18 protein-coding genes are annotated in these 24,723 nt (G+C 68.1%); 9 read left to right on the top strand and 9 right to left on the bottom strand.

Annotation, left to right across the window (positions count from 1 at the left end; translation table 11 throughout):
• The first annotated feature begins 43 nt into the window (after positions 1 to 43).
• Positions 44 to 682: a hypothetical protein gene (locus IT779_RS22810; protein ID WP_196151405.1), complete on the top strand. Its 639-nt coding sequence runs from the start codon at positions 44 to 46 to the stop codon at positions 680 to 682.
• A 105-nt stretch (positions 683 to 787) separates the two neighbouring features.
• On the opposite strand, the gene recR is transcribed toward IT779_RS22810, so the two are convergent.
• A complete protein-coding gene (gene recR / locus IT779_RS22805) occupies positions 788 to 1,396 on the bottom strand; it encodes a recombination mediator RecR (protein WP_196151404.1) in 609 nt (202 codons plus the stop codon).
• 10 nt (positions 1,397 to 1,406) lie between these two features.
• A complete protein-coding gene (locus IT779_RS22800) occupies positions 1,407 to 1,748 on the bottom strand; it encodes a YbaB/EbfC family nucleoid-associated protein (protein ID WP_196151403.1) in 342 nt (113 codons plus the stop codon).
• 114 nt (positions 1,749 to 1,862) lie between these two features.
• Between IT779_RS22800 and IT779_RS22795 the strand changes: the two genes are divergently transcribed.
• The gene (locus IT779_RS22795) at positions 1,863 to 2,684 is read left to right on the top strand and encodes a MerR family transcriptional regulator (protein ID WP_196151402.1); all 822 of its coding nucleotides are present in this window, start codon (positions 1,863 to 1,865) and stop codon (positions 2,682 to 2,684) included.
• 10 nt (positions 2,685 to 2,694) lie between these two features.
• On the top strand, positions 2,695 to 3,048 hold the full coding sequence (locus IT779_RS22790; protein WP_196151401.1) for a VOC family protein: 354 nt from the start codon (positions 2,695 to 2,697) through the stop codon (positions 3,046 to 3,048).
• A gap of 171 nt (positions 3,049 to 3,219) precedes the next feature.
• Here IT779_RS22790 and IT779_RS22785 read toward each other — a convergent pair whose 3' ends face one another.
• The gene (locus tag IT779_RS22785; protein ID WP_196151400.1) at positions 3,220 to 3,654 is read right to left on the bottom strand and encodes an SRPBCC family protein; all 435 of its coding nucleotides are present in this window, start codon (positions 3,652 to 3,654) and stop codon (positions 3,220 to 3,222) included.
• Between the two features lie 260 nt (positions 3,655 to 3,914).
• Between IT779_RS22785 and IT779_RS22780 the strand changes: the two genes are divergently transcribed.
• From IT779_RS22780 to IT779_RS22770, 3 genes are all read left to right on the top strand, one after another.
• On the top strand, positions 3,915 to 5,354 hold the full coding sequence (locus IT779_RS22780; protein ID WP_196151483.1) for an FAD-binding protein: 1,440 nt from the start codon (positions 3,915 to 3,917) through the stop codon (positions 5,352 to 5,354).
• Complete coding sequence (locus IT779_RS22775) at positions 5,351 to 6,667, top strand: class I SAM-dependent methyltransferase (RefSeq protein ID WP_196151399.1); 1,317 nt, start codon at positions 5,351 to 5,353, stop codon at positions 6,665 to 6,667. The genes IT779_RS22780 and IT779_RS22775 overlap by 4 nt, the downstream gene beginning before the upstream one ends.
• Before the next feature lie 136 nt (positions 6,668 to 6,803).
• On the top strand, positions 6,804 to 7,463 hold the full coding sequence (locus IT779_RS22770; RefSeq protein ID WP_198428800.1) for a hypothetical protein: 660 nt from the start codon (positions 6,804 to 6,806) through the stop codon (positions 7,461 to 7,463).
• 66 nt (positions 7,464 to 7,529) lie between these two features.
• Here IT779_RS22770 and IT779_RS22765 read toward each other — a convergent pair whose 3' ends face one another.
• The 5 genes from IT779_RS22765 to IT779_RS22745 all read right to left on the bottom strand — a co-directional run bounded on the left by IT779_RS22765 (position 7,530) and on the right by IT779_RS22745 (position 19,238).
• Entirely contained in the window at positions 7,530 to 11,189 is a 3,660-nt protein-coding gene (locus IT779_RS22765) for a serine/threonine-protein kinase (protein WP_232541984.1), read from the bottom strand.
• Positions 11,190 to 11,457: 268 nt separating this feature from the next.
• Positions 11,458 to 12,129 (bottom strand): hypothetical protein, encoded by a 672-nt coding sequence (locus IT779_RS22760; protein ID WP_196151398.1) that lies wholly within the window; start codon positions 12,127 to 12,129, stop codon positions 11,458 to 11,460.
• 410 nt (positions 12,130 to 12,539) lie between these two features.
• Positions 12,540 to 14,672, bottom strand: a complete 2,133-nt coding sequence (locus IT779_RS22755; RefSeq protein WP_198428845.1) for a 3-hydroxyacyl-CoA dehydrogenase NAD-binding domain-containing protein — start codon at positions 14,670 to 14,672, stop codon at positions 12,540 to 12,542.
• 48 nt (positions 14,673 to 14,720) lie between these two features.
• On the bottom strand, positions 14,721 to 15,935 hold the full coding sequence (locus tag IT779_RS22750) for an acetyl-CoA C-acetyltransferase (RefSeq protein WP_196151396.1): 1,215 nt from the start codon (positions 15,933 to 15,935) through the stop codon (positions 14,721 to 14,723).
• Between the two features lie 369 nt (positions 15,936 to 16,304).
• The gene (locus IT779_RS22745; RefSeq protein WP_196151395.1) at positions 16,305 to 19,238 is read right to left on the bottom strand and encodes a DNA polymerase III subunit gamma and tau; all 2,934 of its coding nucleotides are present in this window, start codon (positions 19,236 to 19,238) and stop codon (positions 16,305 to 16,307) included.
• Between the two features lie 487 nt (positions 19,239 to 19,725).
• On the opposite strand from IT779_RS22745, the gene IT779_RS22740 reads away from it, so the two are divergent.
• The 3 genes from IT779_RS22740 to IT779_RS22730 all read left to right on the top strand — a co-directional run bounded on the left by IT779_RS22740 (position 19,726) and on the right by IT779_RS22730 (position 23,526).
• Positions 19,726 to 20,550, top strand: a complete 825-nt coding sequence (locus IT779_RS22740; protein WP_196151394.1) for a hypothetical protein — start codon at positions 19,726 to 19,728, stop codon at positions 20,548 to 20,550.
• 67 nt (positions 20,551 to 20,617) lie between these two features.
• Complete coding sequence (locus tag IT779_RS22735) at positions 20,618 to 22,855, top strand: MMPL family transporter (protein ID WP_196151393.1); 2,238 nt, start codon at positions 20,618 to 20,620, stop codon at positions 22,853 to 22,855.
• Positions 22,852 to 23,526 (top strand): TetR/AcrR family transcriptional regulator, encoded by a 675-nt coding sequence (locus IT779_RS22730; protein WP_196151392.1) that lies wholly within the window; start codon positions 22,852 to 22,854, stop codon positions 23,524 to 23,526. Before IT779_RS22735 ends, IT779_RS22730 begins: the two co-directional genes overlap by 4 nt.
• Positions 23,527 to 23,530: 4 nt before the next feature.
• Here the strand turns inward: IT779_RS22730 and IT779_RS22725 are convergent, their stop codons facing one another.
• A complete protein-coding gene (locus IT779_RS22725) occupies positions 23,531 to 24,664 on the bottom strand; it encodes a neutral zinc metallopeptidase (protein WP_332838919.1) in 1,134 nt (377 codons plus the stop codon).
• Positions 24,665 to 24,723 lie beyond the last annotated feature (59 nt).

Here is a 24,723-nt window from a genome sequence, read left to right as displayed (position 1 = left end):
GGGCAGCCGGGGGTGAGTGGGGTGGGGTCGTAGGGTGGGCGGGGTGAATTACGACCACGTGTTGGTGCCGTCGGGGGTAGCCGTTACGCCGGAGGAGGTGGACGAGTACCTCGCGGCGCAGAACGGGGTGGGCGAGGTCGCGGTGGTGGCGGAGATGGCGGCGGTGATCAATGCGCGGGACGCGGAGTTGCCCGAGGCGGATACCTTTCTCGGCGCCGAGCGGGTCGGCGGGGCGGCGACCGGGAACGCGCTGTATGTCAGCGGTCCCTACGACGCGATCGGGTTCGTGCGCGCGCTGCTGTTCGAGATCGCCACACCGCGCGGCTACGCGGTGTACGACCCGCAGCTCACCTGGTTGATCGATCCGGCGGGGCGCGCGGAAGTCCACGTGACGCACGGTGGCGCGGGAGAGTTTCCCTACCTCACCGAATCGTTGGCGCACCTGTGGGTTCCGGAGCTGTCGGGGCCGAATCCGTATCTGATCGCGGAACGCGGCGAACAGGTCTACATCCAGACCTATCGCGACCCCTCCGGCTCCTACACCGTCGAATATCGCGACGGCGCACCCGAACGGCATTTCGGCGCGACCGTCGAGGATCCGAAGCGGGTCGCGGAACTCTTCTGGACCTGGGCCGAAGGCAATGAACTGCCCGATCCCGGCTGGAGCAGGGTCGACTTCTGACCGATGCTCGGCCACAGCTGACCAACCCACCCGCGTCCGCTCGACCTCGGCTGAGTCGAAGCCGCAGGTCGGCCCCTGAGAGCGCAGACCCCCGAACTGCCCGCGCTACAGCGCGCGACGTCCGGACAGCGCTCGACCGAGGGTCAATTCGTCGGCGAATTCGAGGTCGCCGCCCATCGGCAGACCGGAAGCGAGCCGAGTCACGCTGAGACCGGGGAAATCGCGCAGCATCCGCACGAGATAGGTCGCGGTGGCCTCGCCCTCGGTGTTCGGGTCGGTGGCGATGATCACCTCCGACACGTCGACGCCGTCGCTCTGATTGCCGATGCGGGCCAACAGTTCCCTGATCCGCAACTGGTCGGGCCCGACACCGCTGAGCGGGTCGAGCGCGCCGCCGAGCACGTGGTAGCGACCGCGGAATTCGCGGGTGCGTTCGATGGCCTGCACGTCTTTCGGTTCCTCGACCACGCAGATCATGGTGCGGTCGCGGCGCGGGTCGGCGCAGATCCGGCACAGTTCGTTGTCGGAGACGGTGCCGCAGGCGGCGCAGAACCGCACGCCGTCGCGCACCTTCTGCAACGCGGCCTGGAGCCGGTCGATCTCGGGCGGTTCCACCTGGAGCAGGTGGAAGGCGATGCGCTGCGCGCTCTTCGGCCCGACGCCGGGGAGTTTGCCCAGTTCGTCGATCAGATCCTGGACCGGCCCCTCGTACAACCCGCGACCCTCAGAATTCCGGCAGACCGGGCAGCGCACCGCCGCCGAGTCCGCCCGCGAGCGGACCGAGGCGTTCGGCCGCGAGATCCTGCGCGTTGGCCAGCGCCGCGTTGACCGCGCCGATCACCAGATCCTGTAGCCCTTCGACATCGTCGGGATCGACGACCTTGGGGTCGATGGTGAGCGCGACGACCTCGCCGCCCGCCTTGATGGTGACCTTCACCAGCCCGCCGCCCGCCTGGCCCTCGACCTCGGCGGCCGCGAGTTCGGCCTGGGCCTCGACCATGGCCTGCTGCATCTGCTGAGCTTGGGCGAGTAACTGCTGCATGTCGAACTGACCACCGGGCTGCACGGCATTCCTCTCTGCGGAAGGTGTCGCCGCCAAGCCTAGTGGAAGGCCGGAACACTCCCGCGCGTCACCGTGACCTGTTGACTCTCCCCTCACCGGAGGGTGTTCGCTGAACCCATGACAGCGACGGTATCGATCGGCGAATTCAGCAGGCTGACCTATCTCACCGTGAAGACGCTGCGGCATTACCACGAGATAGCCCTGCTCGTTCCGGTCGAGATCGACGTCGGGTCCGGCTACCGCAGGTACTCCACCGATCAGGTCGCCGACGCGCACCTCATCCGCAGGCTGCGCCGACTCGACATGCCGCTGCCGGAGATCAAGGCGGTCCTCGACGCGCCGGACCTCGGCGCGCGCGACGCGACCCTGCGCGCGCACCTGGAACGCATGGAGGAGCAACTCCAACGCACCCGCGAGGTGGTCACCTCACTGCGCGCACTGCTCACCCCGGCCGCGCCGGTCACCGTCGAATACCGCACCTCCGCCGCCTTTCCCGCGCTCGGCCTGCGCGCCGTCATCGACCGTGCCGACACGGGCGCCTGGTGCGAATCCACGTTCGGGCAGCTGTACGGGGCGCTGGCCGCGGCGGGCATCGAACCGGCCGGTCCCGGCGGCGCGACCTACTCACTCGACTTCTTCGAACACGACCTCGGCGAGGTGCTTGCCTATGTGCCGCTGCCCGAGGACACCGAGATCCCCGATCTCGCGCGCGACGGTCTCGCCCGGGTCGAACTGCCCGCGCGCCGGTTCGCGGTGGCCATGCACCTCGGCCCCTTCGAGGATTTCGACCGCACCTACGGCGCGCTGGGCACCCACGTCGCCGAACACGACGTCTCGCTGCTCGAACCCGTACGCGAGATCTACCTGACCTCCCCCGACGACACCGACAACCCGGCCGACTACATCACCGAAGTCTGCTGGCCCATCGCACACCAATGACAGGAGAACCATGTCTCTTTCCCTCGGTCATGTCACCTTCGACTGCGAGAACGCGGCGGCGCTCGCGGGCTTCTGGTCCGCGCTGCTCGAACTGCCGGTCGACCAGGACGCGAGCGAGCATTTCGCCACGGTCGGCCTCGGCGCGAGCGCTCGACCGGCGCTGATGTTCATCGCGGTGCCCGACAAGACGCCCGGCAAGAATGTGATCCATCTCGATCTGCACTCCGAACAGTGGCGCGAGCACGTCGAGCGTGCGATCGGCCTCGGCGCGAAACACCTCGCCGACTTCGACGAATTCGGCGCGAAGTGGGCGACGCTCGCCGATCCGGAGGGCAATCTGTTCGATATCGGCTGCAGCGGCTGATATCTCGCGCGCCGAGACGCGGACGCACGGCGGGCCCGGCCCGTAAATAGGGGCGGGGCGCCGGGGTGGTGCGCGCGCGGGCGAAAACCTACCGCGCGGCGCCGCCCCCGGCCCCCGGGCCGCCCCCCCAGTACCCGGGGGGCGGCCCCGCCGGTGTGTTCCGCTCGCGGACTATCCCAGCTCGGTCTTCAGGTTGCCGAGCACCTCGGCCTGGATCTTCTTCAGCCCGAGCGGGGCGAAGATGCCCTCGAAGATGCCCTTCACACCGCCCGCGCCGGTCCAGGTGGTGCGCAGCGTGACCTGCGAACCCGTGCCGTCGGGGGTGACGGTCCAGGTGTTGACCAGGCTCGAGTTGGCGTCCCGCTCGGTCACGATGGAATCGGCGACCGTGACCTCGGCGTGGATGTCGCGCGACCGGCTCTCGGTGGCCTGCAAGGTCCATTCGGCGACGGTGCCCGCACCTTTGCCGCCATCGACCACCTTGTAGTCGCGGTAGTGCGAGGTGAGGATGCGCGGACGCACCGTGTCGTAATCCGCGATGGCCTCGAGAGCGCGCTTCGGATCCGCCGTTACGGCGATCGAACTGCTGGCGCTGACCTGTCCCACGTGAACTCCTTGTCCGGATTTGGCTCGGCCTTCGGATTCACCTTAGGCGTTGCGCACCGCCGACACGTCGCCGAGCGCGAGTGGCGACCGTGCGCGTGAGTTGTCGGTACCCGGTAGTACGCTCGCCTCGATCACGGAGTTTGCCGCTGGTTTCACCGACGGTCGATATTCCCGTTGCAACATATGCGTGACATTTCTCCTCCGGCCGTCGCCTCGCGGTGGCTGCCGGCCGTGGTGCGTACTAGCGTCGAGGGGTGGCAGTGAGTCTGTTGGGGAAGGCCGGTCACGATCCGGCCGCGCACGAATCAGGGTTTGCCGCGCATCGAGCGGGTGTCGATCGCTTGCTGGCGAGTTACCGCGCCATACCCGCCGATGCCAATGTCCGGCTGGCCAAGAAGACCTCCAACCTGTTCCGAGCGCGGGCCAAGAGCACAGCTCCCGGCCTCGACGTCTCAGGATTGACGAAGGTCGTGCAGGTGGACGCGGAGGCGAAGACGGCCGATGTCGCGGGCATGACCACTTACGAGGACCTGGTTGCCGCGACATTGCCATACGGGCTCGCGCCGACCGTGGTCCCGCAGCTCAAGACGATCACCCTCGGCGGCGCGGTCACCGGACTCGGCATCGAGTCGAGTTCCTTCCGCACCGGTCTGCCGCACGAGGCCGTCCTGGAAATGGACGTGCTCACGGGCGCGGGAGAACTCATCACCGCGAGTCCCGACGGCGCGTACTCGGATCTGTTCCGCGGCTTTCCCAATTCCTACGGCACGCTCGGCTACACGGTCCGGCTGAAAATCGAACTGGAATCCGTACTCCCCTATGTGGCGCTGCGGCACGTGCGCTTCCACGATCTGCGCGAACTCGAGACGGCGCTGGACCGGATCGTCGTCGAGAAGTTCTACGACGGCGAACAGGTCGACTATCTGGACGGCGTCGTGTTCAGCGCCGACGAAAGCTATCTGACGCTCGGCCGCAAAACCGACGAACCCGGCCCGGTCAGCGATTACACCGGTATGGACATCTACTACCGGTCCCTGCAGCACGACGCCGCGATACCCAAGCGGGACCGGCTGACCATCCACGACTACCTGTGGCGCTGGGACACCGACTGGTTCTGGTGTTCGCGCGCGTTCGGCACCCAGAACCCGCGCATCCGCCGCTTCTGGCCGAAGCGTTACCGGCGCAGCAGCTTCTACTGGAAACTGATCGCGCTCGACCACAAATTCGACATCAGCGACAGGCTGGAGGCCCGCAAGGGCAATCCGCCGCGCGAGCGCGTGGTGCAGGACATCGAGGTGCCCGTGGAGCGCACCGCCGATTTCGTGGAATGGTTCCTGCGCGAAATCCCCATCGAACCGCTCTGGCTGTGCCCGCTGCGGCTGCGCGACACCGGTGCGAGCACCGACGGCGGGCGCGCGTGGCCGCTGTATCCGCTGGAACCGAACCGGACCTACGTCAATGTCGGGTTCTGGTCCGCGGTGCCGACGGTCGCGGGGCAGCCCGAAGGCGCGGCCAATCGCGCGATCGAAAAGACCGTGACCGATTTCGACGGTCATAAGTCGCTGTACTCCGACGCGTTCTACGGCAAAGATGAATTCGCGGCGCTGTACGGTGGCAGCGCCTACACCGAACTGAAGAAACGCTACGACCCGGACCAGCGCTTGCTGGATTTGTATTCGAAGGCGGTGCAACGCAAGTGACGACATTCAGGGACCGTTCCGATGTCTTCGCGGATCTCGGAACCAAACTCAGCATTGCCGAAATCTTCGAGACGCTGATCGACGGTGACATGCCCATCCGGCTCACCGCCTACGACGGCAGCGCCACCGGCCCCGAGGATTCGGAATTCGCGCTGGACATCAAGACTCCGCGCGGCATCAACTACCTGGCCACCGCCCCCGGCGATCTCGGCATGGCGCGGGCCTACATCTCCGGCGACATGACCGCAACCGGTGTGCACCCCGGCGACCCCTACGAACTCCTCAGGGCCATCGACAGCCTGAAGTTCCGTCGCCCCTCGGCGCTGGCGCTGGTCACGATCGCTCGCTCGCTGGGTTGGGAGCGGCTGCGCCCGGTGGCCCCACCGCCGCAGGAGACCTTGCCGCGCTGGCGCCGTATCGCGCTGGAGGGCCTACGCCACTCCAAGGCGCGCGACGCCGAGGCCATCCACCACCATTACGACGTCTCCAACACCTTCTACGAACACGTCCTCGGCCCGTCGATGACCTACACCTGCGCGGTCTACGAGGACGAGAACTGGACGCTGGAGCAAGCGCAGGAGAACAAATACCGCCTCGTCTTCGACAAGTTGCGCCTGCGGGAAGGCGACCGACTGCTCGATATCGGCTGCGGCTGGGGCGGAATGGTCCGCTACGCGGCCAAACGCGGCGTGAAGGTCATCGGCGCCACACTGTCGGCCGAACAAGCCGAATGGGCGCAGAAGCGGATCGCCGCGGAGGGTCTGTCGGAACTGGCCGAGGTCAGACATTCCGATTACCGCGATATCGCGGAATCCGGTTTCGACGCGGTGTCCTCGATCGGGCTCACCGAACACATCGGCGTCCACAACTACCCGTTCTACTTCGACTTCATCAAGAGCAAACTGCGCGACGGCGGCGTATTCCTCAACCACTGCATCACCCGCCACGACAACCTGCGCACCACCAAAGCGGGCGACTTCATCGACCGCTACGTCTTCCCCGACGGCGAACTGATCGGCTCCGGCCGCATCATCAGCGAAATCCAGAACATCGGCCTCGAGGTCGTCCACGAGGAAAACCTCCGCGAACACTACGCCCTCACCCTGCACGAATGGTGCAAGAACCTGGTAGCCAACTGGGACGCCTGCGTCGCCGAAGCGGGTGAGGGCACCGCGAAGGTCTGGGGCCTCTACATGGCGGGTTCCCGCCTCGGCTTCCAACGCAACGTGGTCCAACTCCACCAGGTCCTCGGAGTGAAACTCGGCCCGAAAGGCGAATCGGGCCTCCCCTTGCGCCCCTGGTGGCAGCCCTGACCCCCTTCCCGGATGCGGACAAACGACAGGGCCTTCACACAGTGTGTGAAGGCCCTGTCTCTCTTCTTATGTCCGCGGGGGGAGGCCGAAGCCAACGAAGTCCCACGACTCGTGATAGCGAGTGTACATTTCCTGGGTGCCGAGTGCCAAGCCCCTCAACGAGTCAGCGATTTGCGACGTCCTGAGCGCCCCGCGCTCGACCACCTACATCACCGCCGTCGGGGGCGACAAAGCACACGCTATGGAGCTATACGGGTGGAACGCTCGGATCGCGGCGGCGTTCATGTTGCCGTCGCACTTCGCCGAGATCACAGTCCGCAATGCCGCCTCGGAGGCCATCGCCGCCACTTACGGCCCTCGATGGCCGTGGAGCACAGGTTTCGAGCGAGCACTCAATCCACCGAAGAGTCGTGCCTATGATCCCCAGCGCGATCTGATCGAAACCCGAAAGCGGCATACCACGACCGACAAAGTTATCGCGGAGCTCAAGTTCAAGTTCTGGCAAAGCATGTTCACGGCCCGCCATGACCATCGGCTCTGGAACCGATACATCCTGACCCTGTTCCCGAACGCCAAAGGGATGACCGCGGCGCAACTTCGTCACCGGATTTACGACGACCTCGAAGCGATCCGCACCCTGCGCAACCGCCTCGCTCATCATGAGCCGATCTTCACGAGGAACCTCGAAGACGACCTCATGCGGATGCTCGAACTCGTCGAACTCCGCTCGACTCCCACTCTCGACTGGGTCTGCGCGATGGAGGACGTGACCAGTATTCTCGCCGAACGCCCCTGACTCTTCGCTGTGACGACCGGCGCCAACCGGCCCGCACGCATTCCAACCAACTCGGGGTTGGAGCGCTCAATCGAGGAGTTCGGAGAGGAAGAGGGTGGGGAGGGTTATTTCTTCGGCGCCTTCGGGGGTGGTGTGCATGTCGGTGCGGAGGACTCGCAGGATGGCCACTACGCCGGGGCCCGCGTCGAGTAGGGGGCGGGTCCAGCCGAGGTCGGCGCATTTGGCGGCGGCGGGGAGGAGCAGGCCGGTGGCTTCGCCTACCCAGCCGGAAGCGGCGAGGCATTCCGCGAGGAGCAGGGCGGTGTCGAGTTCGGCTCGGGGGCGGTGTTGTTCGGTGGTTCGCACGTGTAGGGCGCGGGCGCGGCGGACGGCGCGGTCGTCGGAGCGCAGGCGGTTTCCGGTCAGGGTCGCTCGGATGGCGGCGACTTCGCGGGCTTCGGCGGCGAGGGCGGGGGCGCCGCGCAGGCGGTGGGAATGGTGGCTGTTCTCGGATTCTCGCACTTCGGCGTCGTCGGCGAGGCCGAGGCGGATGCGTTCGGCGTGGATGTGGGCGGCGAGGCGGTCGAGGTTGTTCTCGGCGGCGATGGCGGCGCCTTCGTCGAGGCGTGCGGCGGCGGTGTAGAGGTCGCCGAGTACGGCTTTCACGCGGGCGCCGACGACGAAGGTGACGATGAGGAAGTCGACGGGGCCGATTCGGGCTGCCAGCTGGTGACTTTCGTCCAGCAGTCGGTCGGCGGCGTCCAGATCGCCGCGGCGGTAACTCAATTCGCCGAGCAGCGCCGAAGCTACTCGCACCGCGTGTGAGCGCGGTCCGGAACGGGTGTGCGCGGTTTCCCAGGCCAGTTCGAAGCAGCCGGTGGCGGTGGCGATGTCGAGTTGTTCGTAGGCGGCGGCGCCCTGCCCGCACAGGCCGAACACCGCGCCGAGCGGGTCTTTGGAGCGCGCGTGGTATTCGGCTGCCCAGTCCTGCATTTCGCGTGCGCCGCGGAAATCGAATTCGCACAGCCGGACGAAGGAGGTCAGGTTGGCGGCGGTGGAGACGGTCCAAGCGGGCAGGTCGTCGGGCCGGTCCAGGCAGCCCGCGATCCGTTCCCGCACGCCGTCGGTGTGATCCCGGGCGATGTCGTCGGCGGCGGCGAGCACCTCGACCTCGCAACGCTGCCTGCCGATATCGGTGTCGGTGGACGAGCCGCGCGCGAGCATGCTCGACAGCCGCCCGAGCGCGTTGCGCGCCGCACCGGACTGCTGCAAATTCACATTGGCCCGCGCCACCGCCATCAACAGTTTCGACCGCGAAGCGACCTGCTGCACCGGCAGTTTCGACACCGTGCCGAGCAGCGTCGCCAGCCGCGACCCGTCGATCAGGTCCATGCCGCCGCTCTCGACCAGGTCCATCGCCAGCTTCAGGTCCGTCGCGGCCAGCGCGTGATCCACCGACTTGCGCAACTGCTGATGTTCGGCATACCAGCGCGATGCCTTGCGGTGCAGCGCCTTCGACCGGCCGGGGTGGGTGCGGTCCAAGCGTGCGCGCAGGTGTTCGGCGAACAGCGGCTGCATGCGGAACCATTCCGGGTCGTGCTCGATGCGGCGCAGGAACAGTTCGCGCTGTTCGGCCTGGGTGAGCAGCATCTCGGCCTCGCTGTCGCCCGACAACGCCGAGGCCAGCGACGCCGAAACCCGTTCGGTCACCGAGATCGCGCTGAGGAAGTCGAGCATCCTGGGTTCCAGGGTGTCGAGCACGTTCTCGGCGAGGTATTCGCGGATGCCGTGCCCGCCTTCGGAGAGATGTTCGATCAGCTGTTCCGGGTCACCGCCGCGGCCGGCCGCGGAAACACCGTTGCCGCGCAGCGAAAGCCCGACCAGCTGGATCGCGGCGGGCCAGCCGTCGGTGACCGCGTGGATCTGCTCGACCTGCGCGTCGGTCAGCGCGAAGCCGTTGCGTTCCACCAGAATCTGCGCCGTCTCGGCCGCGGTGAGGCGCAGGTCGGCCGAGCCGATCTCGACGAGTTCGTCGTGCACCCGCATCCGACTGGTCGGCAGCCCGGTCTGCTCACGGCTGGTGACGACGAAACGCAAGTGGTGGCAACCGTTCTCCAGCAGGGCGGTCATGGCCTGGTGGACGCCGGTGTCGCCGACGCGATGCCAGTCGTCGACGATCACCACCACCGTGCGCCCGTCGGCGTGGATCTCGTCGATGAGAGTGGAGATGGCGAACGCGACCGCGTCCGCCGGACGTTCCTCGAGCACCTGGTCGAGACCTTCGCCGACCTCGGGGCGGACCCGGCGGATGGCCTCGATCAGGTGTGCGAGGAACCAGATCTCGTTGTCGTCGCCGTCGTCGACCCCGATCCAGGCCACCGGGATACCGCGCCCGGTCAGGTCGGCGCGCCACTGGGCGGCGAGGGTGCTCTTGCCGAATCCAGCGGGTGCGTGGATGGTGGTCAGTTTGCGGCGCCCGCCCGCCCGCAGCATGTCGAGCAGGCGGGGGCGCGGCACCGGGTCGCGCGCGGGGGTCGGCGGGCGGAATTTGGTGGTCGCGGTCGGTGGCAGCGTGGTGGAGGCCGACGCGACGGGGTGCCGCGACACCGCGGGACGCAGCGTCAGCGGCCAGCTGCGCGGTGCGGTGACGGCGGGACGCGAGCGGGTCGACGTGGCGGCATCGCGGGATCCGTCGGGACCGGCCCGGTCGGGGGTGTGCGCCGGATCGAGCAGGGCCATCTCGTCGGGGGTCTGATCGTGGTCGCGTTGCACCGAGCGCAGCAGTTCGCCGAATTCGAAGGCCGATGGCGGCCGGTCGCGCGGGTCGGGTGACATGGCCTGCTCGACGGCCGCGGCCACATCGGTCGGAATGTCCTGTTCGCGCAGGTCGGGGACCGGTTGGGTGGTGATGCGCAGGAATTGCGCGACCACCTTCTCCCCCGCCTGCCGCTCGAACGCGGCGTGCCCGGTGAGCAGCGCGAACAGGGTGGCGCCGAGTCCGTAGACGTCCGAACGCACGGTCGGCTCGTCGCCGCGCAGCACCTCGGGCGCGGTGAACGCGGGCGATCCGGTGATCAGGCTGCTCGAGGTGCGGAATCCGCCGGGAATCCTGGCGATGCCGAAATCGGTGAGCTGCGGTTCGCCGTATGCGCTGAGCAGAACGTTCGCGGGCTTCACATCGCGGTGCAGGATGCCGGCGCGGTGCGCGCTCTCGATCGCGCCCGCCAGTTTCACCCCGGCCCGCACGGCGTCGGTCCAGGTCAGCGGGCCTTGGTCGCGGATGAGCTGTTCCAGCGACCCCCGGGTGCAGTAGGGCATGACGATGAACGGCATCCCCGACGGTGTGACATCGACCTGGAGGATGTCCACGATATTCGGATGCCCCGACAGCCTGCCCATGGCGTGTTCCTCACGCAGGAACCGCTCCCGGCTCTCGGAGTCGATCTCCGAGGAGAGCACCTTCACCGCGACGACCCGTTCCAGCACCGTTTGCAGACACCGGTAGACCACGCCGAATCCGCCGCGCCCGATCTCCACCGCGCCGGACAACCCCATGGCCTCCAGCTCGTCGGCTATCCCGACCGGCTCGTCACGTTGCGTGTTCGCGCCCGACCCGGCGGACGGCTCCGCCTCCCCCGAGCCGGTATCCGCCGCCGTACCCTCGACACCCATCTGCTCCGCCCCGCCCGGACCCATCTGCCCCGCCCCGCCGGGACGCACCTGACCCGCGCGCATCCGTGGATTCATGTGACCACCTCGCACTCACATCGAATCGGCGCCACCGGCGATCGTTCGGACGCCGACCACGGACAACTCTGGGCAATCCCGTGATGTCCGATATGTCTGCGCATACTCCAACGTAGCGCGGTCCCGAGTCGGGTGGGTGGAGATTCGATTCAGTGTCGTCGCGACCGGAATCGACTATCGACACGACCGTAATCCGCGACTCGGAATCACGGATTCCCGACGCCCGGGTAACGGGCCGAGACAGGTTCGGCGACCGGGTCGCGCCCGGCTACACCTGAGCGGGCACCGGAACCGGAACTGGTTCCGCCTCCTCGAGATGTTCGGGCATGTCCTTGTCCTTGAGCACCTCGATGCCGAGTTCGGCGCGGGTCGCGTAGATCACCGAGGTCTCCTGCTCGACGGCCTTGGCCATGGCCTTGTGCCACAGCGTCAGCACGTCGAGGACTTCCTTGCTGCTCGGGTCGTCGTCGAGTTCGGTCCGCAGCCGCTGCACCGTGATCGCCTGCGCCGCGGTGAGGGTGCGCAGCAGATCCTCACAGCGATTGGGAATCTTGCGACTGGACAGCACCCGCAACCGGCTGACCGTCCCGTGGCAGCCCTCGACGATCCGGTTGATCTCCTCGCCCGCCGCGTCGATCTCCTCGGCGTCCTGGGCGTTCCAGTGCGCACAGGAGGCGAGCTGTTCGCGCACCTCCTCGGACACCGCGAGAATCGAGGAAACCGCCGCGAGAATCGAATCCCGCCGCCACTTGTCCCGCTCCCGCCGCTCCGCCGCCGAATTGGTCTGCTCGTTACTGCGCTGCGCAGTCTCCAGGGTGACCCGGCTACGTTCATCCGCCGCGACGATCGCGTCCCGATTCGTACGGTTATTGACGAGAACGCCCACCAAAGCCACCCCGGCGATGATGAGCGAGCAGAGAAGCGGAAGCCACTGAGTCACGGGGCAATCATCGCATCGCACCCCGTACGCGCGTCCCCCAACCAACCACACACCGGGTAATCGACCACATCGACACACTCACACCCCGCAAATCGAAAAAGTCCACCACCGTGAAACACAATGGCGGACTTCACATCCGACAGAACAGGCAAACCCCCCACCCCCGAACCCGAGCAACCTCTCCCCAATGCGGCCGAATGACGCAAAAGATCCCCCACCCCCACCCGCCCCAGCCAGTCCACCAAGGGTTTCGCGGCGTCTCGCGCCCGACCGATCGAGACAATGCGCCGAAGGCGCGAGTATCGATCGGTCGGGCGCGAGACATCAAGGCCGCGAAACCCCGCCGCGACGAAGTCGCGGCCAATAAACACAGCCGCGTAAACCTTCCCGCGACGGCGTCCAGCCAGAACTCACCTCAAGGAAGCCGGAACCTCGAACCGCGGCCCGTACTTGGCGGCAAGCTCATCCGCCCGAGCGACAAACCCTTGCTGCCCACCCGGGAACCCAACGATGTACTGATGCACACCACCGGTCCAAGCCGGGAACCCGATCCCGAAGATCGACCCGATGTTCGCATCGGCCGTGGTCTCGAGAACCCCTTCGTCGAAACACTTCTGAGTCTCGATCGCCTCGGCGAACAGCATCCGATCGATCAAATCCTGCAGCGGCACATCGAGCGTCGCGACAGTCTTGAAGTGATCCCGCAGCCCCTGCCACAACCCGAGCCGCTTGCCGTTCTCGTCGTACTCGTAGAACCCGGCCTTCTCCAGACGCCCCGGCCGACCTTCACCGACCATGTATTCGACGACGTCGATAGCCGGATGCCGCGTATTCCCCATGGTCGCGTCGCCCTGCTGCGCCGCTTCCTCGGTCTCCTTGGCGATCTTCAGCATGAGCTTCATATTGAGCTCGTCGGTGAGCTGCAACGGCGCCGCCGGATACCCGGCCTGCTGCCCCGCCTGCTCGATGGTGGCCGGCTCGATCCCTTCACCGAGCATCGCGATCGCCTCGTTGACGAAGGTCCCGATGACCCGCGAGGTGAAGAACCCGCGACTGTCGTTGACGACGATCGGCGTCTTCTTGATGGCCAGCGTGTAGTCGTACACGCGAGCCAGCGCATCGGCGGAGGTCTTCTCCCCCTTGATGATCTCCACCAGCGGCATCTTGTCGACGGGCGAGAAGAAGTGGATGCCGATGAAGTCCTCCTGCCGCTTCACACCGGCGGCGAGACCGGTGATCGGCAGCGTGGAGGTATTGGAGCCGAGCAGCGCGTCGGGGGCGACGACGTCCTCGATCTCCTGGAACACCTTGTGCTTGAGTTCGGTGTTCTCGAACACGGCTTCGATGACGAAGTCGACGCCCGCGAAGTCGGCCGGGTCGGCGGTGGGCTTGATCAGGTCGAGCAGCGCCTTGGACTTCGCCTCGGTGGTCTTGCCGCGGGACAGCGCCTTGGCTTCGATCTTCTCGGAGTAGTTCTTGCCGCGCTCGGCCGCTTCCAGCGTGACGTCCTTGAGGACGACCTCGTAGCCCGCTTTCGCGGAGACGTAGGCGATGCCCGCGCCCATCATGCCCGCGCCGAGCACGCCGACCTTCTTGATCTCACGCTTGGGCACGTCCTTGGGACGCGATCCGCCGTTGTTGATCGACTGCAGGTCGAAGAAGAACGCCTGGATCATGTTCTTCGCGACCGGCCCGGTGAGCAGGTGCACGAAGTAGCGGGACTCGATGAGCGAGGCGTTGTCGATGTCGACCTGCGAGCCTTCGACGGCGGCGGCCATGATGGCGCGCGGCGCGGGCATGTTGGCGCCCTTGAGCTGCTTGCGCAGGTTGGCCGGGAACGCGGGCAGGTTCGCCGCGAGCCCCGGGCTGGCGGGGGTGCCGCCGGGGATCTTGTAACCCTTCTTGTCCCAGGGCTGCACGCTCGCTTCGGGATTGGCCTTGATCCACGCCTTCGCGGCGGGCACCAGTTCCGCGACGGAGCCGACGAGTTCGTTGATCAGGCCGAGGTCCTTGGCCTGACTCGGACGGAACCTGTTGCCCTGCAACAGCACCTGCATGAGTGCGGCCTGCAGGCCGAGCATGCGCACGGTGCGGATGACGCCGCCGCCCGCGGGCAGCAGGCCGAGGGTCACCTCGGGCAGGCCGAGCTGCACGCCTGGCACGTCGGCGGCGATGCGGTAGTGGGTGGCGAGGGTGATCTCGAGGCCGCCGCCGAGCGCGGCGCCGTTGATCGCGGAGACGACCGGCTTGCCGAGGGTCTCCAGGCGACGCAGCGCCGACTTGATGACGCGGAGCTCCTCCATGAGGGCCGGGCCGTCGTCGGGGCCGACATTCATCATGTTCTTCAGGTCGCCGCCCGCGAAGAAGGTCTTCTTCGCCGAGGTCAGCACGACGCCGGTGATGCTGTCCTTCTCGGCCTCGAGCCGGTCGACGGTGTCGGTCATCGACTTCTTGTACAGCTCGTTCATCGTGTTGGCGCCCTGGTTCGGGTCGTCCATCGTCAGCACGACGATGCCGTCCGAATCCTGCTCCCAACCGATCATGTTGTCACTCACAGCTCTGTGTCTCCTGGTCTAGTGGCTTCGGCGGGATCAGACGCGCTCGATGATGGTCGCGACGCCCATGCCGCCGCCGATGCACAGGGTGATGAGGGCGTAGCGGCCGTTGCGGCGCTCCAGCTCGTCGACCATGGTGCCGGTGATCATCGCGCCGGTGGCGCCGAGCGGGTGACCCATCGCGATGGCGCCGCCGTTGACGTTCAGCTTCTCGTCGGGGACGTTCAGGTCCTTCTGGAACTTGAGCACGACGGAGGCGAACGCCTCGTTGATCTCGACCAGGTCCATGTCGTCGAGGGTCAGGCCCGCCTTGGCGAGCACCTTGCGCGAAGCCGGGGTGGGGCCGGTCAGCATGATGGTGGCGTCGGCGCCGCTGGTGGCGGTGGCGACGACGCGGGCGCGCGGGGTGAGGCCGCTGGCCTTGCCCGCCTCCTCGGAACCGATGAGCACGAGCGCGGCGCCGTCGACGATGCCGGAGCTGTTGCCGCCGTGGTGGACGTGGTTGATCTTCTCCACGAAGTGGTACTTCTGCAGCGCGACCGCGTCGAAGCCGCCGATCTCGCCGATGACCTCGAACGAGGGGGTGAGTTTGCCGAGGTCGGCGGCGGTGGTGCCGGGACGCATGTGCTCGTCGTTGTCGAGGACGACCAGGCCGTTCTGGTCGCGGACCGGGACGATCGACTTGGCGAAGTAGCCGCCGGTGGTGGCCTTGGCCGCCAGTTCCTGCGAACGTACGGCGTAGGCGTCGACGTCGTCGCGGCTGAAGCCCTCGATGGTGGCGATGAGGTCGGCCGAGACACCCTGCGGGACGAAGTAGGTGTCGTAGTTGGTGGTGGGGTCGAGCATCCAGGCGCCGCCGTCGGAGCCCATCGGCACACGCGACATGGATTCGACGCCACCGGCGATGACCAGGTCGTCGAAGCCGGAACGCACCTTCTGGGCGGCCAGGTTGACGGCCTCGAGGCCGGAGGCACAGAAGCGGTTGAGCTGGAAGCCGCCGACGGTGTCGGGCAGACCGGCCACGGTCACCGCGGTGCGGGCGATATCGGCGCCCTGATCACCGATCGGCATCACCACACCGAGGATCAGATCGGAGATCCTGTCCTCTTCCAGGTTCGGGAAACGGCCGCGCAGCTCCTGGATCAGACCAACGGTGAGGTCGATCGGCTTGACCGAGTGCAGCGAACCGCTCTTCTTGCCGCGTCCGCGTGGGGTGCGGATGGCCTCGTAAATGTAGGCCTCTGTGGTCATGTGGAGTGTTTCCTTCCTTGGGGTGCGGCGGCCGGGCTCTCACCCGTCCGAGCGCTCTGTGCACCGCCGACCGCGTATGCGGCGCGGCCTGCGGCTTACCTCGCCGACCGGCCCTGACCGGTCGTCGGTGTTCGATTCACTCCGCGCGCCGCGGACCCTGCGTGGTTTCGCAGGCTTGCGCCTACGGGTCCGTGGTTCACGTTGTATAACGCTGTAAAAAACTCGGCACACACCGGCGGACGCACGCTCCAGGCGCCCATGCGCACGGGCCTACCATAGAACCTCGTCGAACCGGAGCTCGCGGCCACCAACCCATACTACCGTGGTGTGCGAACTCCGGTTAACTTAACGTGCTCGAGCCGGTGGTTGTCAACCATCGAGCCGTGTGGCACCGAGCTCATCGCGCAGCAGTTCCAACGCGACCTCGTCGGGGTCGCGACGATCCTCGGGAGCCACCGGACGCGCCGCCTCGGCGAACATCTCCTGCTCCTCCTCCGGCGTCGGCTCCTGCGCGACCGCGGGCGCCGTGCGCTCGTAGTCGGCCGAAGGATCCGGGGGCGGATAGTCGCCCGGCCCCGGATCATCGGGCAGATCCGGGTAGTCCGGCGGTGGGATCTCGTCCTCACCCGCGAAGGAACGCGGAGCATTCGCCGGTCGCGCACTCCCGTTCGACGCCTCGGCCGCCTTGTTGGCCTGACTCGGCCGCGAATAGCGCGGCGCGGCGGGCGCCTCCGATTTCCGCCCGCCCGCCGCGGCCGCACCGCCACGCCCCTGACCGCCGCGCGCGGGCGCACTCGGCGCGCCGCCGCCGGCTCGCGGCCGCGCCGCCTGCTGCGTCGACGGCCGCGCCGCCCCCGCACCGGACTCCCACCGCACCTCGTACTCGCGGCCGAGCACCGCCCGCACCGCCGAACGCACCGCCTCCAGATTCCTCGGCTCGGAGAGCCGCTGCGCCAACGGCGCGTGCTGATGACCGAAGACGATCACCTCCCCCTCGATCCGCGAAATCGACGCCCCCGACAGCAACGCGTGCACCGCGGCCCCGAACTCCCGCACCTTCGCCCTGATATCCCCCCACGCCCCCTCGACGGTCCGCAACAACTCCGCACCCGATGCCCCCGCCGAACCACCGCCCGAATCCGCCCTTTCGGCGCCAGAAGCCCCGCCCCGCCCCGCGTCACCCGAACCACGGCCCTGCGATTCCGTCTCCGGAACAGACTGCCGCCGTTGCCCTTCCGAACCCCGCGCACCGTACGCCGACTCCGGCGCACGCCCGGCACGATCCGATTCCGCCCTCGAACCGTCGGGCAACGCCTGCCGCTCCGAAGCGGTCCGCTCAACGGGTTCATCCGCCCCGACAAGCACCTCGGTCCCGGGTCGCGCCTCCGAACCGACATCCCCGATGCCGCCGCGCCGGTCCTGACCAGCCACACGCCTCGCACCGGCCACCTCCCGCCGCTTCGGTTCGGGGGGCGACGCCGGACCGGCCGATCCCACGTCACCGCGCCCGGAGACAGCATCCGGACGAACGCGTGCCGATACATTCGCGGGCTCGGAGTCCGGCGCCGCACCCGCGACCGCCGGTACCTCGGCGGCAGCCGATGCCGGAGAGGTACGCGGCGGAGTCGGGTCCGCATCCGGGCGGGCCGTCTGTCGTGGATCGTCGCCGGATCGATCCGCGCGGTCCCCCGCACCCCGCGCGGGATCGGACCGATCGGAATCCGATCGCGCACTACCGCCGCCCCGGTCGACCCGCGAGTGCACGTCGAAATCGGGTGCCGACTCCGGTGGCTCGCTCGACCCGCCCGCCTGGTTCTCACCCCGAGGCAGCGCGGACCCGCCGCCGTCCTGGAGAGGCGGTAGCTCCGATGCGCGCTTCTCGGTGGTCGCCGCGGCACGCGAATCGGCGGGGGCAACGGCGGGCGATCGCGCGGCCACCTCGTCGTCCCCTACCGCACCGGCTCGCTTCGTCGAGCCGGATGCGTCTGCTGTCTGGTTTCCGCGCATGGCGGCCAGCGCCTCGGCACCACGCCGCCTCCCCGGCTCAGCAGGTACAGGTCGGGCCGCGGGTGCGACCGTGCCCGCACCGGAGGATGCCCCCGCGGGAACAGCCGCACCGGAGGACACCGCCCCCGAAGCGACCGCACCCGTGGCGATTCCGCGCTCCAGCCGCTCCAGCCGTTGCAGGGTGGCGGACTCCGCGTCCGACACCGATGGCAGCAGCATGCGCGCGCACACGACCTCGAGGAGCAGGCGCGGGGCGGTGGCGCCGCGCATCTCGCCGAGGCCCGCGTGCAGCAGTTCGGCGTAGCGGGTGAGGGTGGCGGGGCCGATGCGTTCGGCTTGGTCGTGCATGCGGTCCAGGACGTCGCCGGGGCCGGAGACCAGGCCGCGGTCGGTGGCGTCGGGGACGGCGCGCAGCAGGATCAGGTCGCGGAAGCGTTCGAGGAGGTCGACGGCGAAGCGGCGCGGGTCGTGCCCGGCCTCCATGACCTGGTCGACGGTGCCGAAAAGGGCGGCGCCGTCGTCGGCGGCGAGAGCTTCGACCGCGTCGTCGATCAGCGCGACGTCGGTGACGCCGAGCAGCGACACCGCCCGGCCGTAGGTGACACCTTCCGGCCCCGCGCCCGCGAGCAGCTGGTCGAGCACGCTGAGGCTGTCGCGGGGCGAGCCGCCGCCCGCTCGGATGACCAGCGGGTACACCGCCTCTTCGACCGCGACGCTCTCCTGTTCGCAGATGCGGCCGAGCAGTCCGCGCATGGTGACCGGCGGCAGCAGCCGGAACGGATAGTGGTGGGTGCGCGAACGGATGGTCGCCAGCACCTTGTCGGGTTCGGTGGTGGCGAAGATGAAGATGAGGTGCGCGGGCGGTTCCTCGACGATCTTCAGCAGCGCGTTGAAGCCCGCGGTGGTGACCATGTGCGCCTCGTCGACGATGAACACGCGGTAGCGGGATTCGGCGGGCGCGTAGAAGGCGCGATCACGCAGTTCGCGGGTGTCGTCGACACCGCCGTGACTCGCGGCGTCGAGTTCGATGACGTCGATATTGCCCGGCCCGCCCGGTCCGAGCGCGACGCAGGAGGAGCATAGGCCGCACGGGGTCGATGTCGGGCCGTGCTCGCAGTTCAGCGATCTGGCCAGGATGCGCGCCGACGAGGTCTTCCCGCAGCCGCGAGGACCGGAGAAGAGGTAGGCATGACTGATCCGCCCGGTGTCGAGCGCGGTACTCAGCGGGTCGGTGACGTGCTCCTGACCCACCACCTCTGCGAACGTTGCCGGTCGGTACTTCCGGTACAGAGCCACGGCCAGAGGTTACCGGCGAGCACCGACAAACGAACATTCGCGCCCGCCGAGGCACCCCGCGACACGCGGAAGAATCCGAATCGCCGCATGAACGTGACATACATCACAGCATTCCGGGCGACTTCTTCATCGCGAGTCAACGGACGCGGCGGCGGCCACTTGCCCGATATCGCAAACTCCGCGACTGTCCAGCAATCTCAATTCACACCGGTCGATCGCATTGCTCCGGAATTGGTCAAACGTATAGCCCGATTCGGCATCGAATTTTGGATGTAACGAATCAATGAACAAAAGTGACAGCGAGTCCGACGGCCGGCTACCGTGGTTATCGGCAACTTCGGTAGCCAAACCTTCATCAGGTTGGTGGCCCCGGTCGGTCCCTCATCCCGACCGGGGCACAACCTTTACCGCGCGAATATCGCGAATACCCGCGAATGCCCGAGGGCGCCACCAGCAACCCACCGCCCGCACCGGAGGAATGTCCCACGTGCCGTCATGTGACGACGTCGCCGCCGCCTGGCTGTCCAATACCGATTTCGCGGACGACCCCGCCGCGGTCGACCTGCTGAGCCGAGCCATCAGCCCGAGGGACTACGCGATCAAGCGCGACTCCCTGCCGGTCGCCGCCGCCGCCGACCCAACCACCGCGACGGCCATCCTCGACCTGCTGCATCGCGGGCAGGTGCCGACCATGGCCGCGATTCGCACCCTGACCGCGCAGAACGAGATGCGCCACGAGGCCGAGCGCATCGAACGCCTCGGCCGCCGCGCCCAACGCGCCATCGATGAATTCGGTCGCGCGCTGGCCCGGCTCGCCCACGAGCACTGGACCGAACACGGCGTCGGGCCGGTCCGGCGCGATGTCCTGAATTCCGAGCCGATCATGGCGCTGATCCGCGAACACATCGGCGATGTCGCCCCGGCGGCGGTCAAACATCTGTGGTTGATCGAGCGAGCGCAGCGCGCGGGCTGGCTCGCCTCCAACGCGAATCCGCAGTCCCTGTGCGCGGCCCGCCGTTTCCACGCGGCGAAATACGGCAATCGGGTCTCGTTGCGCCCGGTCAATACCATCGGCACCATTGTCGCCGGATATCTCGCCGATTATCGGAACGCGACCGGCCGCGCCCCGCGCTGGTCCACCGTCGCGCACGAATTGCGCGACGACAAGGGCCGCAAGTTGTTCCACGACACCGCCGACGCCCTCACCCAGCAACTCTGGCTGCGCACCGCCGAGTGGATCGATCTCGACGACGAAGCGCCGGTGCCGGGCAGGCGCGGCAGGCGGGCGCTGGCCAAGCAGGCGCGCCGCTGATCCGAGCTCTCGACTTCATAGGTTAACGGCGTTACTCTAACGGCGTTAACCTACGGAGGGCCAAGCAATGTTGACCGGAATCGCTCGATTCTCCACCAGCAGACCACGCACCGTGCTGGTCGCCGCGCTGGTCTTCGCCGTGCTGTGCGGCATCGCGGGGATCACCGCGGCGAGTCACCTGAAATCGGGCGGATTCACCCCCGCCGACGCCGAATCCACTCGAGCGACCGAACTGCTCGCCGACAACTTCGACGGCGCCGCACCCAACTTCGTCCTGCTGATCGAAGCCGAGGCGGGCGCCGACGCCCCCGCGACCCGCGCCGCCGGACTCGGACTCGTCGACGCCCTGCGCGCCCGCACCGACGTGCGCGGCGTGCAGTCGTATTGGACCGCGCCGCCGACGCTGTCCCCCGCGTTGCGCGCGAGCGACGGCAAGAGCGCCCTCATCGCCGCCTACCTGGTCGGCGACGAAAGCGAGCTCCCGCGCATCGCGGGCGAAATCGGCGACCAGCTCGGCACCGACCGCGACGGCATCCGGGTCAGGCAGGGCGGCATCGCCTCCATCTACAACGACGTCAACATCCAGACCACCCGCGACCTCGCCGTCGCCGAGGGTGTCGCGATCCCGCTGTCGATGATCGTGCTCGTCCTGGTGTTCGGCAGCCTGGTAGCCGCCTCGCTGCCACTGGCGATCGGACTGTTCGCGATCGTGGTCACACTGGCCATCCTGCGCCTGTTCACGCTGTTCACCGACGTCTCGATCTACGCGCTGAACCTCACCACCGCACTCGGACTCGCACTCGCCATCGACTACAGCCTGTTCATCGTGAGCCGCTACCGCGAGGAACTCACCGCGGGCCGCGATCCGGTGGCCGCCACCATCCGCGCGGTGCAGACCGCGGGCCGAACGGTGCTGTTCTCCGCGCTGACCGTCGCCCTGTCCATGGCCGTGCTCGTCGTGTTCGACCTCTACTTCCTGAAGTCCTTCGCCTACACCGGCGTCGCGGTGGTCGCGGCCGCGGCCGCGGCATCGATCGTCGTGCTGCCCGCGGCCCTCGTCCTGCTCGGACACCGCGTCAACTCCGCCGACCTGCGGGTTCCACTGCGCAGACTGTTCGGCCGCGACCCGCACCCGCGTCCGGTGCCGCCCGAGGAAAGCGGCTGGTACCGCCTCGCGCACGGCGTCATGCGACGCGCGGCCCCCATCGCGGTGGTCCTGATCGCGCTGCTGCTCACCCTCGGCGCACCGTTCCTCGGCGTGAAATTCGGCTTCCCCGACGATCGCGTGCTGCCGACCAGCTCCGCCGCCCACCAGGTCGGCGACATCCTGCGCGAGGACTTCCCGCGCGCCGATCCCGGCGCGATCACCACCATCGTCCTCGACGGTTACCGCGGCGACGAAACGGCACTCGGCGCCTACGCGACCCAGCTCTCCCAGATCAATGACGTTCCAGCGGTGCTGTCGCCCGCCGGGGTCTACATCGGCGGCGCCCGAGTTGCCCCCGCACCGCCCGGCATGACCAACGACACCGGCGCCTACCTCACCGTATCGACCCGCCTCGACCCCTATTCCGAAGCCGGCCAGGACCAGCTCGCGCAGATCCGCGCCACCGCGGCCCCCGCTCCCGCGCTCTACGGCGGCGCGGCCGCCAGCAACGCGGACTCGCTCGACTCGCTCGGCGCGCGCATGCCGCTCGCGCTGACGCTGATCGCGCTCGCCACCTTCGTCGTGCTGTTCCTGTTCACCGGCAGCGTGGTGCTGCCGATCAAGGCGCTCGTGCTCAACACGCTGTCGCTGGCCGCGGCGTTCGGCGCGATGGTCTGGATCTTCCAGGAAGGGCACCTGTCCGGACTGCTCGGCTTCACCGCCGTGGGGCACATCGTCCCGACGATGCCGATCCTGATGTTCTGCCTCGCCTTCGGCCTGTCCATGGACTACGAGGTGTTCCTGCTCTCGCGCATCCGCGAGGAATGGCTCGTGACCCGCGACAACAATCGCGCGGTCGCCATCGGCCTCGCCAGGACGGGCAGGATCTTCACCGCCGCCGCATTGCTGATGGCTATCGTGTTGGGTGCGATGATCACCTCGAAAGTTTCGTTCATGCAGATGATGGGACTCGGTCTGACGCTGACCGTGCTCGCCGACGCGACCCTCATCCGCGGTCTGCTCGCCCCGGCCCTCATGCGCCTGCTCGGCCCGCTGAACTGGTGGGCGCCCGCACCACTGGCCCGGCTGCACGCCAGGATCGGCTTGAGCGAGGAGAGCGAACCGACCCCCGAACCAGTGACCGCCGGACGCACATGATCCCGTCGCGCCGACCCCGCTCACCCCGTGGCTCGGGTGCCCGACTACGCACCGAGATACTCGACGCCACCACCGAATTGCTCGCTCGCGCCGGACATTCCGACGGCGTGTCGATCCGCGATGTCGGTCGGGTGGTCGGGGTGAGCGCGCCGTCGATCTATCGGCATTTCGCCGACAAGGAAGAACTGATCGAGGCCGCGGTGGCGCGCACCTTCGAGGATCTGTACGGCGCGATGACCGCCGCCAGCGATCCGGCGGTCTCGGGCATGAGCCGCCTGCGCGATCAGGGCGTGGCGTATGTGCGCTACGCGCTGGACCATCCGGCGCAGTACCGGGTCGCCACCTCGCCCGCCGAAGCGGGCGGCGCGGTGGACCGGGTGCTGAGCAGCGGCGCGTTCCAGCTGTTCACGGCCACCGTCCGGCAGTGCATGGACGAGGGCACCATGAACCGGGGCGACCCGACACCGGTGGTACTCGAACTGTGGGCCGCCGCGCACGGCATCGCCTCGCTGCTCATCGCGAAACCGTTCCTGCCGTGGGGCGATGTCGAGGCCGTCGCGAACCGGGTGATGGCCTCGGCCTGCATCGGTCACGCGGTGCTCGACATCATCGGCGAGACCCCAGAACCCGACGAGGTCCAGCAGTGGCTGGACCGGCTCGCGGGCGAGTAGCGGCTCAGCTCACCGCGCTCGAGGGCGCGGTGAACGTATTGCACTGGAAGGCGCGGTTCTTGTCGACGCCGAGTTCGAACCAGTTGCCGCTGTTCTCCGTCGTGCCGTGGTCGCGGGAGTCGCTCGGCGCGTCGCCGCGGCCGTTGGCGTCGCGTTTGGCGATGGTGATCTGCGAATTCGTGAGGGAACCGCCGCTCGCCGACGAGCCGAGGTACATGCCGTCGAAACACTGGGCCTGCAATTCGACTCGGCGCGACAGTTCGAGACCCCGGTCGCTTCGGGTGCCCGCGTCGACCCGCTCGGCATTGGCCTTGCGCAGGATTCCGGACATGGCCTGCACGTGGTGGCCGTACTCGTGGGCGAACACCGACAGGTAGACCACCCAGTTGTCCTTGAACAGATCGGTCTGCAGTTGGCTGATCGGCATGTAGATGGTCTTGTTGGCCGGGCAGTAGAACGCGGCGAAGTTGGTGGTGCTTCCGGTGCACGGCGTGGTGACGCCCGCCGTGCTCGCGCTCACGTTCACGACCGGCGGCTGGAACGGCAGATCCGCGTCGGCCAGCACCGGCTTCCACGCGGACTCGAGGCAGGTGGCCGCGCTCTCGAAGAACTTGCGCGCCGCATCGACCTGCGTACTCCACGGCGAATAGGCGCAGCGGGCCGGGATCAGGGTGGCGTCGGGGTCGGTGAGCAGCGGATTGCTCGCCGTCTCCGCGGATCCCGTCGCGTTGCCTTCCGTCGGGTAGGTGTTGCTCGGATTCGGGCCCGCGGCACTGTCGTCGACGCCGACCTGGCGCACGGCGTTCAGCACCAGACCGCCCGTGACCAGGACGATCACCACGAGCAGCAGGGCGAGCAGTCCGCCGCCGCCGCGTTTGCGCGGGCGCTGCGGCGGGCGGCCCGGCGGGCCGTACGGCATCGGCGCGGGCATTCCAGGCCGATAGCCGGGCGGCGGATACCCTTGCGGCGCACCGTATCCCGGTGCGGCTCCGTAGCCGGGCCGGAAGGTGGGCTGCTGCGGGGCACGCCCCGGCTGCCCGTAAGCGGGCTGCCCGTAACCCGGCGGCGGGCGGTAACCGGGCGGTACCGGGCGCCCACCGGGTGGGAACGGTCCGGATCCGTACGGTGGCTGCGTCACTGCCCCGTACCCCCTCGTCTCGATTGGTGGCCGACAGTATGGATCGGCAGCGCGCACTC

It is taken from the genome of Nocardia bovistercoris, assembly GCF_015674855.1.
GTDB classification, from domain to species: domain Bacteria; phylum Actinomycetota; class Actinomycetes; order Mycobacteriales; family Mycobacteriaceae; genus Nocardia; species Nocardia bovistercoris.
This window is presented reverse-complemented; position numbering and strand designations above follow the sequence as displayed.

Excerpts from the sequence above, each read along its gene's own strand:
- IT779_RS22755 (WP_198428845.1), bottom strand. The coding sequence starts at position 14,672 with ATGATCGGTTGGGAGCAGGATTCGGACGGCATCGTCGTGCTGACGATG.
- IT779_RS22730 (WP_196151392.1), top strand. The coding sequence starts at position 22,852 with ATGATCCCGTCGCGCCGACCCCGCTCACCCCGTGGCTCGGGTGCCCGA.
- IT779_RS22735 (WP_196151393.1), top strand. The coding sequence starts at position 20,618 with ATGTTGACCGGAATCGCTCGATTCTCCACCAGCAGACCACGCACCGTG.
- IT779_RS22750 (WP_196151396.1), bottom strand. The coding sequence starts at position 15,935 with ATGACCACAGAGGCCTACATTTACGAGGCCATCCGCACCCCACGCGGA.
- IT779_RS22765 (WP_232541984.1), bottom strand. The coding sequence starts at position 11,189 with ATGAATCCACGGATGCGCGCGGGTCAGGTGCGTCCCGGCGGGGCGGGG.
- IT779_RS22790 (WP_196151401.1), top strand. The coding sequence starts at position 2,695 with ATGTCTCTTTCCCTCGGTCATGTCACCTTCGACTGCGAGAACGCGGCG.
- IT779_RS22795 (WP_196151402.1), top strand. The coding sequence starts at position 1,863 with ATGACAGCGACGGTATCGATCGGCGAATTCAGCAGGCTGACCTATCTC.